Annotated in this window: 10 protein-coding genes; 8 read left to right on the top strand and 2 right to left on the bottom strand. The window is 67.1% G+C overall.

The genetic code is table 11. The features are described from left to right. The first annotated feature begins 2 nt into the window (after window positions 1-2). Complete coding sequence (locus EES48_RS04965; protein ID WP_122465286.1) at window positions 3-1,133, top strand: osmoprotectant NAGGN system M42 family peptidase; 1,131 nt, start codon at window positions 3-5, stop codon at window positions 1,131-1,133. Between the two features lie 9 nt (window positions 1,134-1,142). Here EES48_RS04965 and EES48_RS04960 read toward each other — a convergent pair whose 3' ends face one another. After that, entirely contained in the window at window positions 1,143-2,936 is a 1,794-nt protein-coding gene (locus EES48_RS04960) for a PHA/PHB synthase family protein (RefSeq protein ID WP_122465285.1), read from the bottom strand. Window positions 2,937-2,953: 17 nt separating this feature from the next. Further along, window positions 2,954-3,139 (bottom strand): hypothetical protein, encoded by a 186-nt coding sequence (locus EES48_RS04955; RefSeq protein ID WP_122465284.1) that lies wholly within the window; start codon window positions 3,137-3,139, stop codon window positions 2,954-2,956. 113 nt (window positions 3,140-3,252) lie between these two features. On the opposite strand from EES48_RS04955, the gene EES48_RS04950 reads away from it, so the two are divergent. The 7 genes from EES48_RS04950 to EES48_RS04920 all read left to right on the top strand — a co-directional run bounded on the left by EES48_RS04950 (window position 3,253) and on the right by EES48_RS04920 (window position 13,062). Next, window positions 3,253-4,152, top strand: a complete 900-nt coding sequence (locus EES48_RS04950; protein WP_122465283.1) for a LysR family transcriptional regulator — start codon at window positions 3,253-3,255, stop codon at window positions 4,150-4,152. Between the two features lie 53 nt (window positions 4,153-4,205). After that, a complete protein-coding gene (locus tag EES48_RS04945; protein WP_122465282.1) occupies window positions 4,206-4,817 on the top strand; it encodes a dihydrofolate reductase family protein in 612 nt (203 codons plus the stop codon). Between the two features lie 27 nt (window positions 4,818-4,844). After that, the gene (locus EES48_RS04940) at window positions 4,845-5,321 is read left to right on the top strand and encodes a VOC family protein (protein ID WP_122465281.1); all 477 of its coding nucleotides are present in this window, start codon (window positions 4,845-4,847) and stop codon (window positions 5,319-5,321) included. 123 nt (window positions 5,322-5,444) lie between these two features. Continuing rightward, the gene (locus EES48_RS04935; RefSeq protein ID WP_338067369.1) at window positions 5,445-6,755 is read left to right on the top strand and encodes a DUF6880 family protein; all 1,311 of its coding nucleotides are present in this window, start codon (window positions 5,445-5,447) and stop codon (window positions 6,753-6,755) included. 270 nt (window positions 6,756-7,025) lie between these two features. After that, the gene (locus EES48_RS04930; protein ID WP_122465279.1) at window positions 7,026-7,592 is read left to right on the top strand and encodes an ECF-type sigma factor; all 567 of its coding nucleotides are present in this window, start codon (window positions 7,026-7,028) and stop codon (window positions 7,590-7,592) included. Then, the gene (locus tag EES48_RS04925) at window positions 7,589-9,946 is read left to right on the top strand and encodes a serine/threonine-protein kinase (RefSeq protein WP_162998025.1); all 2,358 of its coding nucleotides are present in this window, start codon (window positions 7,589-7,591) and stop codon (window positions 9,944-9,946) included. Before EES48_RS04930 ends, EES48_RS04925 begins: the two co-directional genes overlap by 4 nt. A gap of 74 nt (window positions 9,947-10,020) precedes the next feature. After that, a complete protein-coding gene (locus EES48_RS04920) occupies window positions 10,021-13,062 on the top strand; it encodes a calcium-binding protein (protein ID WP_122465277.1) in 3,042 nt (1,013 codons plus the stop codon). Window positions 13,063-13,181 lie beyond the last annotated feature (119 nt).

Genomic DNA, 13,181 nt, shown 5'->3' with positions numbered 1-13,181 from the left:
CCGTGGCCACGACCGACGCCGATACCCCGCCCGCGATCGATCTCGACTATCTGACCGGCCGCCTCGACGGGCTGCTGAGGACGCCCAGCCCGACCGGCTACACGGACGAAGCGGTGTGGATGCTGTGCCGCGAACTCAAGGCGCTGGGGCTGGAATTCGAACTGACCCGGCGCGGCGCCATCCGCGCCCGCCTGCCGGGCCGCGAAGCCAAGCCGGCCCGTGCGATCGTCGCCCATGTCGATACCCTGGGCGCCCAGGTGAAGGCGGTGAAGGACACCGGCCGGCTGGAGCTGGTCCCCATCGGTCACTGGTCGTCGCGCTTCGCCGAGGGCGCACGGGCGACCGTCTTCTCCGAGGGCGGGGCTTATCGGGGCACCATTTTGCCGCTCAAGGCCTCGGGCCACACCTTCAACGAGGAGGTGGACACCCAGCCGGTCAACTGGCGGCAGGTGGAGCTGCGCATCGACGCCGTGACCCACAGCCGGACGGACACCGAAAAGCTGGGCGTCGACATCGGCGACATCGTCGCCATCGATCCCCAGCCGGAATCCATGGACACGGGCTTCATCGTCTCGCGCCATCTGGACGACAAGGGCGGGGTGGCGGCCATGCTGGCGGCGCTGGAGTGCCTGATCCGCGAGGACAGGACGCCCGAGGTCGACACCTACTGGCTGTTCACCATCGCCGAGGAGGTGGGGCTGGGCGCCTCGTCGGTGCTGGTTCCCGACGTCGCCGCCATGGTGACGGTCGACAACGGCACCACAGCGCCCGGGCAGAACTCGTCGGAGTTCGGCGTAACCATCGCCATGGCCGATCAGACCGGGCCATTCGACTGGCACCTGTCGCGAAAACTGGTCCAGCTGGCGCGCGATCACGCCATTCCGCATCAGAAGGACGTGTTCCGATATTACCGCTCGGATTCGGCGTCGGCGCTGGAGGCGGGGGCCGACATCCGCACCGCCCTGGTCACGTTCGGCATCGACGCCAGCCACGGTTATGAGCGCATCCATCAGAGCGCCCTAGTCGACGTCGCGCGCCTGCTGATCGCCTATGTCGAGAGCCCGGTGGAGATCGAACGCGACGCCAATCCGCTGGCCGGAGTGAAGGGCTTCACCCACCAGCCGACGGAGTAGGCGAGGGCGCTAGTGCTTGACCCGGACATAGGCGCCGGGGGCGGGATCGCCGGCCTTGAGCTTGCCCGACCCGACCTTGCGGGCCTTGATCATCTTGTCGCCGGCCAGGCCTGCCTGCCATTCCGGCCACCAGGAGCCGGGCTTCTTCTCGGCGGCGGCCAACCAGTCGTCGGCGCTCTCGGGCATGGCGTCGTTGGTCCAGTAGCCGTGCTTGTTGGCCGCCGGCGGGTTGATCATGCCGGCGTTGTGGCCTGATCCGCCCAGCAGGAACCGCACCGGCCCGCCGAAGTGGCGACGCTGGGCGTAGGTGGCCCGCCAAGCCGACACGTGGTCGTCGTGAAAGCCGATGATTGTGACCGGCGTCTTCACCGCCTTGAGGTCCAGGGCGACGTCGCCGATGGACATGGCTCCGGGCTGGCTCAGCGCGTTGCGGCGCAGGATCTGGTCGCTGTATTCCTTCAGCGTCCGCGCCGGCATCCGGGCCGCGTCGTCGAACCACCACAGCAGGTCCGAGGCGCGGGCCTCGTCGCCCATCAAATAGTGCTGAACCACCGACGACCAGATCAGGTCGTTGGCCCGCACGGTCGAGAACAGCTGCGCCAGGGCCTGGCCCTCGATATAGCCGCGATGATCGAGGTGGCGATGAAACGCCTTCACATCGCTCTCGCCCGTGAACACCGCCCATTCGCCGATGTCGGAGAAGTCGACCAGGCTGGCGATCAGGGTCGCGGAGGCCACGCGCTCGGCGCGACCGGTTCCCGCCAGCCAGGCCAGGGCCATGGCCGCCAGCGTGCCGCCCAGGCAGTAGGCCACCAGGTCCAGGTCCGGCTCGCCAGTGGCCTGTTCGACCGCGTCCATGGCGGCGACGACGCCCTCGATCACATAGTCGTCCAGCCCCACGTCCGCGTGGCTGGCGTCCGGGTTGACCCAGGAGACGACGAAGACGGTGTGTCCCTGATCCACCAGCCATTTCAGATAGCTGGCCTTGGGCGTCAGATCGAAGAGGTAGAACTTGTTGACCAGCGGCGGCACGAACAGCAGCGGCCGGCGATGCACCTTGTCGGTCGCCGGCGCGTACTGGATCACCTCCATCAGCCGGTTCTGGAACACCACCGCGCCGGGCGTGGCGGCGATGTTGACGCCCAGCTCGAAGTCATTGGGCGCGCGCCGTCCGACCAGGCCGTCGCCCCGCGCGACGTCTTCCAGCAGATGGATCAGGCCGGTGATCAGGCTCATGCCCCCGGTCTCGACCGCGCGGCGTGCGACCTCGGGGTTGGTGTGGGCGAAGTTCGAGGGCGACAGGGCGTAGGTCAGCTGCCGCGCCAGAAAATCGACCTGACGGCGCACATCCTCGCCGACCGGGGCCGCCGCGATGAAGTCCTGGATCTGGCGGCCGGCCAGCAGATAGGCCTGTTTCAGGGCGTCATAGGCCGGTTCGCTCCAGCCCGCGGCCGAGAAGCGGCGATCGCCGCGCGCGGGCGCGGCCACGTCTTCGGTCTCCATCCCCCAGGCGCGCAGCGCCGTGGTGCGCCACAGGGCGGTCCAGTCGCCGAGGTTTTTGGCCTGGGCCTCGACCAGGGCGGCGGGGTTCATCATCACCGCCGTATTGAATTCGACCACGGCGCGGGCCAGCGTCGTGGGATCGTAGGGCAGGGGCTCGGGCGATGTCGCTTTCAGCGCCGCCGTGCGCGCCGCCGCCGTCGCCACCTCGGCCAATCGCGTCAGGGCCTCGGCCGCCACCTCGGGATCGGGCAGGGTGGGGATCGGCGGTTCGCGGCGGGTGTCGGCGACGGTTGCGGTCATCGGGCGGCGCTCCGGTCTCAGGTGGCGGTCAGGACGTCAATCGCCAGGCCGTCATGCGGCGCTACGAACAGCAGGGCCAGCGCGCGGTCGGGATTGGCGGCGGTCCACACAGGGCACATCTCGCCGCAGGCGTCGATCAGGGCGACCGTGTCCATGTCGGCGGTAACGCGGACGGTGGGGGCAGCGAGGGTGTCGAAGGCCATGGGAAGCATCCGTGAGTGGGCGGCAGGTGATGGCGGGACGTTTAGCGTGGCGGATTTGTCTTCGCCATGCCAAGGTTCGCCCGATCGTCGTGCATTTTTGCACGGGAGGGCGGATGGCTGAATTCAATTGGAACGACCTGCGAGCCTTCCTCGCCGTAGCGCGCACGGGCCGGCTGTCGGCGGCGGCCGGGCGTCTCGAGGCGGACCACACCACGGTCGGGCGGCGCATCGCAGCGCTGGAGGCCGAGTTGGGCGCCCGATTGTTCGACCGCACGCCCGGCGGCCACGTCCTCACGCCACACGGCGAACGACTGATGCCGATGGCCGAGACGATGGAGAGCCTGGCCATCCGCGCGGCGGGCGAACTGGGCGAAGCCGATCAGGCCCTGACCGGCGTGGTCCGCATCGGCGCCCCCGAGGGCTTCGGCAGCCACGTCATCGCCCCGCTAATGGCCACCCTGGCCGACCGGCATCCGGAGCTGGAGATCCAGCTGGTGGCCATGCCCGGCCTGGTCAATCTGACCAAGCGCGAGGCCGACATCGCCGTGACCCTTTCGGCGCCCCGCGAGGGACGGCTGGTCTCCCGGCGCCTCACCGACTACCGCCTCAGTCTCTACGCCGCGCCCGCCTATCTGAACGCCCGGCCCCCGATCGCCGGCCGCGCCGACATGAGGGATCACCGCTTCATCGGCTATATCGACGACCTGCTGTATGCCCCCGAGCTGGACTACATGGATGCGCCGGACGTCGAGGTGACGGTGCGGCTGCAGAGCTCCAACCTCATCGCCCAGCTGGAGGCCTGCAAGGCGGGGGCGGGGCTGTGCGTGCTGCCGGACTTCATGGCGGCGTGCGAGCCGGGTCTGGTCCGGGTGCTGCCGCAGGCCGTCCGGCTGGAGCGCTCGCTATGGCTGGTCACCCACGCCGATCTGCGTCGCCTGGCCCGGATTCGCGCCGTCACCAGCCTGATCATCGACGCCGTGCGCGGCGATCGAAAACGCTTCGTCGGAACCTGAGCCTCGCGCCGCCGCTTTGGTCGACAGGCTGTTCGTCCCTCGCGGAGGACATCGTGCGTCGCCTGACCATCATCGAGCACATCTCGCTGGACGGCGTGGTCCAGGCGCCGGGCGGGCGCGACGAGGATCCCGGTTATCCCAACGGCGGCTGGGCCCAGCCGCTGCACGATCCCGCCGTGGGCGCGGCCATCGATGCGGCCCAGGGGACCGGCTTTGACCTGCTGCTGGGCCGGCGCACATACGACATCTTCGCCGGCTACTGGTCGCGCTTCTCGGGCGACCCGATGGCCGACAGCCTGAACGCCGCGACCAAGTTCGTGGCCACCCACCGACCCGACGACCTGTCCTGGGGGCCGGCCGAGGCGATCGGACCGAACCTTGCGGAGGGCGTGCGCCGGCTCAAGGCGACCGAGGGGCCGAACCTGGTCCTGTGGGGCAGTTCGACCGTGACGCCCGTGGTGATCGGGGAGGGGCTGGCGGACACCATCGTGCTGCTGACCTTTCCGGTGCTGCTGGGCTTCGGAAAGCGCATCTTTTCGGAGATCGCCGAACCGCGCGAACTGGCCCTGGTCGGCAGCACGTCCACCGCATCGGGCGTGCTGATCAACACCTACCGCCCCGCCGGGCCGCTGCGCACCGGAACCTTCGACGAACCGACGGCCTGAGCGGCCGGCAATTCAGGGAGACCGATCATGACAGACCTCGTCACCTGCCTGTGGTTCGACCACGGCGAGGCGCGCAAGGCCGGCGAATTCTACGCCGCCACCTTTCCGGACAGCCATGTCGACGCCGGGCACGCCGCGCCCTCGGATTTCCCCGGCGGCGAGCAGGGCATGGAGCTGACGGTGGAGTTCACCGTGCTGGGGCGCGCCTTCGTCGGGCTGAACGGCGGCGACAATTTCAAACCCAACGAGGCGGTCAGCTTCATGGTCGTGACGGGCGATCAGGCGGAGACCGACCGCTACTGGAACGCCATCGTCGGCAATGGCGGTCAGGAGAGCGCGTGCGGCTGGTGCAAGGATCGCTGGGGTTTCTCCTGGCAGATCACACCAAGGCGCTTGCTCGACCTGATGGCCGATCCCGACCCTGCCCGCGCCAAAAAGGCCATGGAGGCGATGATGACAATGCGAAAGATCGACATCGCCACGCTGGACGCGGCGGTCGGCTGATCTAAGCCGCTATACGCTCAGCCGGCTGAGCGCTGACCCGCTCAAGACGCTACGGATCCGTTGCCCTCAAGTCCGCCGTCGTCGATAGGACGAAGGACGCCTCGCCTCGGAGCTACTCACCCCATGGCGAAACCACCACCCAAACTGACAAAAGCCGTCTCAGAGAAAAATCTGGCCTTGCTCGGCGAGCAACGCCTCGCAGGGCTGCTAATGCTGGCGGCAGCGGGTGATCCTGGATTCAAGCGGCGGCTTAGGCTCGAGCTCGCCGCCGAACTCGGCGCGGCTGACCTGGCGGCTGAATTGGACCGCCGACTTGATACGCTGCGCGAGGGACGGGGCCGTATTTCCTGGCGCAAGCGGCCCGCCCTGGTGCGTGAACTGTCGGGCCTGCGCGACCTGATTGTCGACAGGCTGACCGATCAGGACGCGGCCCTGGCCCTGGACCGGCTGATTGCGTGGTTCGACCTTGCCGATCCGCTCGCGGGGCGCGTGAAGGACAGCAGGGGTGAGCTGACGGAGATGTTCGAGGGCGCGGCTCCAGAGATCGCAAGGATCGCCGACCGCGTTGGTGTCGAGGGCGCCGCGCCTCGGCTCCAGTCAGCCCTGGATATGCGAGCGGCGATCTGGGCGCCGGTCCTGGGTCGGGCTGCTCCCGTGATGAGCCAGGCGCTCGCCGGTCGTCTTGCGGCCTTGCTACGACCCGGTCTCGAAACCGCCTCAGCTCGTCGGAGACTGGTGGCGCGCCGGCTGTCGGATCGGGCTGGAGATGTCGACGTCTGGCTGGAAACGCTCACCGCCGAAGAGCGACGTTCGTCGGGGCTGGGCGCCGAGGCGGCGCGGCGACTGGCGAGGGACGGGCGTCCGGCGCAGGCGCGCGCGGCCCTGGAGGCGACACGACCTCCTGTTCCGCGCGTTGTGCGAGGCCGGGAGGAGCGCCGTGATCCAGCGCCTGACGAGCGTTGGCGATCGGCCGAAATCGCCGTGCTGGACGCCGAAGGGCGAACGAAGGAGGCGCTGGAGGCGCGGTGGCTGCAGTTCGAGCGCACCTTGTCGCCCGAGGTGCTGCGCGAGCTGGTGGGACGGCTGGACGACTTCGAGGACGTGGTGGCGATCGACCGGGCGCTGGCGTTCGCCCAGACCTATTTCGATCTCATGCAGGGTGTTTCGTTCCTGATGGACTGGGGCGCGATGCGAGAGGCCGCCGAGGCTGTCCTGGCGCGTCCCGAAGATGTGCGGGGCGACGTCGAGAGCATCCCGCTCTGGGCGTCGCGGCTGGCCGGGCGTCATCCCGAAGCGGCGGCGCTGCTGCTACGCGCCCACGTCCGCGCCCTGGTCGCCCAAGGCCACGGTGGCGATCAACTGGCCGGTGTCCTCGCCGAACTCGATGCCTTGGCCGCCCCGGCCGATAGGGCGACTGCCAACAGGCCGGCATAACCACGCGTCACGCGGTCGATTGCGGAGGTCAGCGCTCACACCCAGAGATGACCGACAGCGTCGGCTTGCAAGCAAAGAGGAAACCTCGGTTTCTCGCGTCCTTCGGCTTCGGCTGACGCTACGCAACGACCGCAGGACGGCGTGCTGGCGGGTGAGCGGGCTGCAAAACACCGGTCGCGTCCGCGGACACCAGCCGACTTACAAGTTCAGCTTGAGTCGTGTCGGAACAGGGTTACGCTAAAGGGTCAGGTGGGCCCAAACGGCCATCCGATGGAGTTCGTGGTGGCCCCAGTCGAGACACAGTCGATGCTCCGCCGATGGCGCGACGGCGACGCGACGGCGCGTGATCGCCTCATGGAGCAACTCTATCCGGAACTCGAGCGCATCGCGGCCGCGCGACTCCGTCACGAGGCGACGTCATCCTTGGCGACCTCGGATCTCGTCAACGACGCCGTCCTTCGACTTATGGCGACCGAGAACCTTCAGATTCGGGATCGCGCGCATCTGCTGGCGCTCGCCTCCCGGGTTATGCAGCATATCCTCGTCGACCACGCGCGGGCCAAGATGTCCGGTCGCCGGCGACATGTGAAGGTTGAATTGACCACTCAGGCGCAGCGAGGTCCTCGCATCGATCTTCTGGCGCTCGATGCCGCCTTGATCCGCCTGAAGGTCCTGGACGAGGCGCTCATGGACCTCGTGAACATGCGCTACTTCGGCGGAATGACGATCGAAGACATCGCCGCGGTGACCGGGCTGTCCGCCCCTACGGTCAAGCGGAGATGGGAAACGGCCCGTGCCTGGCTTGCGGACGCGTTGGCTCAGCCGATTCCTTCATGACGTCGGCGGCGGACGAGCGTGCCGCGCTGGAGCTGTTCGAAAGCCTCTTGGACGTTCCCGAGGCCGACAGGGAGCGCTGGCTCGCCGCGCGGTCGCCATCTCCCGAAGTCCTGTCGCGGCTTGAAGCCCTGCGTGCCGCGATCTTTCAGTCTGAAATTGCGACCGGCGGCGCTTTGTCGGCGCTGGATGAGGAACCGCCACCCGAACGTCTCGGCGCCTACGCCATCGTGGGATTGATCGGCCGGGGAGGGATGGGATCCGTCTATCTCGGCCAGCGCGCGACCGGCGACTTCGCCCACGCGGTCGCGATAAAGATCATCAAGCCAGGCTTGCTGTCGGACGCCTTGATCGAGCGGTTCCAACACGAACGCCAGATCCTGGCGCGCCTGACCCATCCCAATATCGCCCGGCTTTACGATGGTGGGGCGACGGCGGCGGGCTCGCCGTACATCGTCATGGAGTATGTCGACGGCCGCCCGCTCGACCAATGGGTCGGAGACACAGCGCCGGAAGCGGCCGTACGGTTTCGCATCTTTCTGGACATCTGCGGCGCCGTCGCGTTCGCGAACCGAAACCTGATCGTCCACCGGGATGTCACTCCTGGAAATGTTCTGATCACCCCTGAAGGGGTCGCAAAACTGATCGATTTCGGAATCTCCCGAAATGTGGATCATCAGACGACGCCGTCGGATAACGCCGCGCCGTCTCACACGCCCGGCTTCGCCGCGCCGGAACGGCTGGCGGGTTTGGAGGTGTCGACCGCGACGGATGTCTTTTCACTGGGAAGACTGCTGGAGGCTATGGTTCGACCGGGGCCGGCTGATCGCGAACTGCGCGCGATCATTGATAAGGCGACCGCGCCGCGACCCGACGATCGCTACGCGACGGCCGACGCCTTGCACGACGACGTCGTCGCCCTGAGGTCCGGCCGCCCCGTCAAGGCCATGCCGTCCAGTGGGACCTACCTGCTGCGGAAGTTCATCGGCAGGCACCCGTTCGCGACAGCAGGGGCGGCGGGGACCGTGCTTTTGCTCTCCGCCGGTCTCGCGGTGACCCTGACGGCATACGCGGTCGCCGAGCAGGCGCGTCGGGCCGAGGCGGCGCGCTTCGATGAGGTGCGCAGCCTGGCCAGCTTCATGTTGTTCGATCTCAACGCCTCAATGGATCGTATCGCGGGAACAACCGCCGCACGCGCAGCCGTGGCCCGCCGCGCGCAGCACTATCTCGCGGCTCTCGCACGTTCTCCCGAGGCGTCCCCGGACCTGAAGCTCGAAGCGGCCAAAGGTTTCGTGGCCCTGGCGCGCACCCAGGGCGTGCCGGCCCAGCCCAACCTTGGGGACACACCCCAAGCGAAGACCAATCTCGAGACGGCGATAGCGATGCTGCGCGATCCGCAACTGACCGCGTCGCCGAACGCACGTCCGGTCCTGATCGAGGCTTTGACCTCACTCGCGCTGGTTCAGGCCCATGCCGACGGCGACACGTCCGCGGCAGGTCAATCGCTCGCGAAGGCCGAGCAGATATTGGCGCTGGCGCCGAGATCTCCCGAGCGCGCCTGGCGCGAGGCGCGTCGCAGCTTTCGCCGCGCCCAGCTGGAAATCGCCACGCTCGAGAATGATCCAGATCGGCTCGATCGCCTGGCTCTGGCGCTTGAAGGCGACCAGACGGGCTGGCCTCCTTCGGAGCGACGGTCGCAAGCGGCCATGCTGGACCAGGCCTATGCAGACTATTACCGGGCCAGCGCCGGATACCTGCGCGACGATTTCAACGGCGGCCTGGTGGCGGCAAGGCGCGCCGATCGGCGCTTCAAGCAACTGGATACCGGATCGCGCGGCGATCCGGTCGTGCTCTACGCGCGAGCCTGGAATGCATACCTGGGATACGGCCTGGCCTCGGGCCTGCCGGACGGCGAAGCAGAAATGGACCGTTTTCGCTCAGACGCCCAGGCGACTCTGGACCGGCTGCTCGCGATCGAATCCGATGACGCCGCGCTCAAGTCCTTTGCAGGCAATATGCGCCAGATCCACGCCCAGGCCATGAGCCTCAAGGGTCGCCATGCCGAAGCGCTCGCGATCCAGGCCGAGGCGCTCGACTTTTACGAATCCGGACTGGGTACTGAACGGACTTCAGGTCGGCTCAGTCGATTGGCGATCGCTCATCACGTCATGGGTCAGATCGCCGACGAGGCAGGACAGCAAGGACGGGCCTGCGTTCATCACCGGCAAGCCAAGACCCTGATCGATGAACTCGCGGCGCGGCGAGAGCTGATTGGATACCTCGCGGATTTGTCGCCGGATGTGGCCGCGAACCTGGCGACCTGTGCGGCGTCAGCGCCCCGGCGGCCACCGCCGTGATCCGATTCTGGTCAAACCGACGCTAGACCCATCGGAGCCACCGGTGGGGCTCGGTATCGGGGAAGATCGTGTCCATGGATAAGTCGAACCAGACGGCGCGCTTCGTGCTGACCGAGCGGGCGACGCTACAGTCGCCGATTTCCTTGGCGTATGCGGCGAGCGCCAGCGCAATGGCGGCGGAGCCGCAGGCGATAAGAGAGCTCATCGTCGGAACTTCCAGTTCCGAAGACATCACGAGCGCTGGCCGGCTCGCCATCATCCTGGGTGAAGGCGGCGCCGATCGGATCAGTATCCACTCGTCGACCACGGACGCCCTGGTGTTCGGAGGCGCCGGTTCCGACACCATCAGCTCTCAGGGCTACTTCCTGTACGCGGTCGGAGGGGCCGGGGCCGACGTGCTCGAGGCGTCATGGATGGGGCGACTGTGGGGAGGAGAGGCCACGGTCAGCATTGATGCCCCCACCGTGCTGTCGGACAACTACTCCAACCTCAATGCCCGGTTCGACGATCTGGTGGACGACCAGGTGCGAGACGAACTTCGCGGCGGCCGGTCGAGCTGGGACGACGTCTATGTTGGCCGCTACGACGTCGCCAGCGACGCGGGCGGAGGGGCCGACCAGGCGTTCCTGGTGTTTCAGGCCTTCTCCAAGGGTGTCACGCTGGACCTGTCGGGCGATGACGCGCTCGCTGTCGCGACCAAGGCGCTGGACGCCTCCGTGGTCGGGTTCGAGTATTTCACCTTCCTCGGCTCTCCGGGGCCGGACATCGTGACGGTCGGCCTGGATGTCAGCGCCGTCCACGGAGGCGCCGGCAACGATGTACTCACCGTCGATCCCGACCTGGATTGGGGATCGGACTGGATGAACCTCTATGGTGGGGCCGGATCCGACATCCTCACGGGCGGGACGGCGAACGATCAGTTGATCGCCAATGACGATGGTTTCGACGGGGACCAGCTCTTCGGAGGCGCCGGCCGAGACATCGGTTACGTCAGTGACAACGACAGCTTCGACGGTGGAGAAGGGGACGACCTCTGCTCCGTGAGCTTCGAGCACCGGGCCGAGGGCGTGCGGCTCGACCTGCGCCGCAGTGTCGAGCAGCGGCTGGAGCAGGCCACCGGCGGGACCTATCTGAACGTCGAACGCTTCAGCGTGGCCGGCACAAACCACGGCGACGTCATTCGCGCCTCAAGCGGGCTCTATGTCGACGGTTTGGGTGGCGACGACATCCTCTACGGCCATGCGGGAGCGGACCTGCTCACCGGCGGGTGGGGAGACGACATCCTCCACACCGGCGGCGACGAGGGCGGTGGCGACAGCTTGCGAGGCGACGCCGGCGACGACACGGTCGTCTTCACCGGCAAATCCACCGATTACGAGATCGGAGAGAAGGTAGCGGTGGTCAACCTCGTACAGGTCACGCTGAAAAGCGATCCCGACGTGGTGCATTACCTTTACAGTATCGAGCGCCTTCAGTTCTCGGACACGACGATCCGCATCGACCGAGAGCCCGAGATTCCCCTCCTTAGGCTGGGGACGGATGGCGTGGATTATCTCAAGGGAGGCTACACTCCTCAATCGGGCCTGGTCGTCACGCTCAGGGGATTGGGCGGGGACGACTTCGTCCTGGGAAGCGACGGACAGGAAATTCTGGACGGTGGCGACGGGGTCGATGTGCTGGTCGGCGATGGTGGCGACGATGTCTATATCGTCGACCGACTGGAAGACCGGGTTCTTGAAGGGGCCAGCGGCGGCATCGACACCATCGTGGCCGGGTTTAGCTATTCGTTGGCTGGCCGGCCCCATGTCGAGAACCTCACCCTCACCGGGTCGAAGGACATCGATGGCCGAGGAAGCGACCTGAATAATGTGCTCATCGGCAATGCCGGGAAGAACCTGCTGACCGGTGGCAAGGGCGACGACACCTATCATGTCCAGACCCAGGGCGACCGGGTCGCCGAGAAGGCGAACGAGGGGACCGACCTGGTGATATCGTCAATCAGCTGGTCGCTGGACGGGTCGCAGGTCGAGAACCTGACCCTGACGGGGTCGGCTGCGCTGAACGGCGTCGGCAACGCCCTGAACAACGTCATCACCGGGAACGCCGGGAAGAATGTGCTCACCGGGGGCCGGGGCGACGACACCTACATCGTGCAGACGCTTGGCGACCGGGTCGTCGAGCGCAGCGGTGAGGGCCGCGATCACGTGGTCTCCTCGATCGGCTTCAGTCTGGCGGGTCAGTACATCGAAAACCTGACCCTGACCGGCACGGCGTCGATCAATGGGTCCGGCAACAGTCTCGACAACGTTCTGACGGGCAATGCCGGCGTCAATGTCTTGTCCGGCGGAACGGGAAACGACACCTACGTGGTCCAGACCGCGGGCGACCGTGTGGTGGAACTGAACGGTCAGGGCGTGGACCGGGTGCTGTCCTCGGTCAGCTTCAGCCTGGCGGGCCAGTATGTCGAACATCTGACGCTGACGGGCTCCGGCGCCATCAATGGAACGGGCAACAGCCTGGCGAATACTCTGGTCGGCAATGCCGGGAAGAACGTTCTTGCCGGGGCCCAGGGCAATGACACCTATGTTGTCCAGACCGTCGGCGATCGGGTTCTGGAAAAGGACGGCCAAGGGTCCGACCATGTGTTGTCATCGGTGAGCTTCGACCTGTCCGGACAGTTCATCGAAGCGCTGACCCTGACCGGGTCTGCGGACATCAATGCGGCCGGCAACAGTCTGGCCAACACCATTGCAGGCAACGCCGGCGACAACCGGATCTACGGCGCAGGCGGGCAGGACAGACTGTCAGGGGGCGGGGGAGCCGACACCTTCATCTTCCGCAGTACGACGGACTCGACGGTGGCCCTGTCGGACCGCATCACCGATCTGTCCCGCGACGATCTGATCGACCTGTCAGCCATTGATGCGAACACGGCGGCCGCGGGCAATCAGGCCTTCAGCCTCGTCGACAGCTTCACCAACGTCGCTGGCCAGGCCCGGCTGACCTTCTCGGACGGGGTCACCATGCTCGATCTGGACATCAACGGGGATGGCCGATCGGACTTTCTCCTCCGCATCCAGGGCGACCATCGGGACCACGACGGCTGGGTCCTCTGATCGACCGACACGACCTCCGGCGGCTCGGCTCGGCGTCGCTGATGGCGGACAGGGTGGGTGTCCCATCGCCCTTGTCGATCAAGCGCATAGAGATCCTAGCCGCGCCAGCCCTGTAAGGG

Origin of the sequence: Brevundimonas lutea (genome assembly GCF_003704105.1) — a bacterium.
Lineage (GTDB): Bacteria > Pseudomonadota > Alphaproteobacteria > Caulobacterales > Caulobacteraceae > Brevundimonas > Brevundimonas lutea.
The sequence above is the reverse complement of the archived record's forward strand: the minus strand, read 5'-3'. Positions and strand labels throughout refer to the sequence as shown.

Bases quoted from the DNA above. Each gene is read 5' to 3' on its own strand.
- EES48_RS04960 (WP_122465285.1), bottom strand. From the start codon at position 2,936: ATGACCGCAACCGTCGCCGACACCCGCCGCGAACCGCCGATCCCCACC.
- EES48_RS04955 (WP_122465284.1), bottom strand. From the start codon at position 3,139: ATGGCCTTCGACACCCTCGCTGCCCCCACCGTCCGCGTTACCGCCGAC.
- EES48_RS04950 (WP_122465283.1), top strand. From the start codon at position 3,253: ATGGCTGAATTCAATTGGAACGACCTGCGAGCCTTCCTCGCCGTAGCG.
- EES48_RS04940 (WP_122465281.1), top strand. From the start codon at position 4,845: ATGACAGACCTCGTCACCTGCCTGTGGTTCGACCACGGCGAGGCGCGC.
- EES48_RS04935 (WP_338067369.1), top strand. From the start codon at position 5,445: ATGGCGAAACCACCACCCAAACTGACAAAAGCCGTCTCAGAGAAAAAT.
- EES48_RS04930 (WP_122465279.1), top strand. From the start codon at position 7,026: ATGGAGTTCGTGGTGGCCCCAGTCGAGACACAGTCGATGCTCCGCCGA.
- EES48_RS04925 (WP_162998025.1), top strand. From the start codon at position 7,589: ATGACGTCGGCGGCGGACGAGCGTGCCGCGCTGGAGCTGTTCGAAAGC.
- EES48_RS04920 (WP_122465277.1), top strand. From the start codon at position 10,021: ATGGATAAGTCGAACCAGACGGCGCGCTTCGTGCTGACCGAGCGGGCG.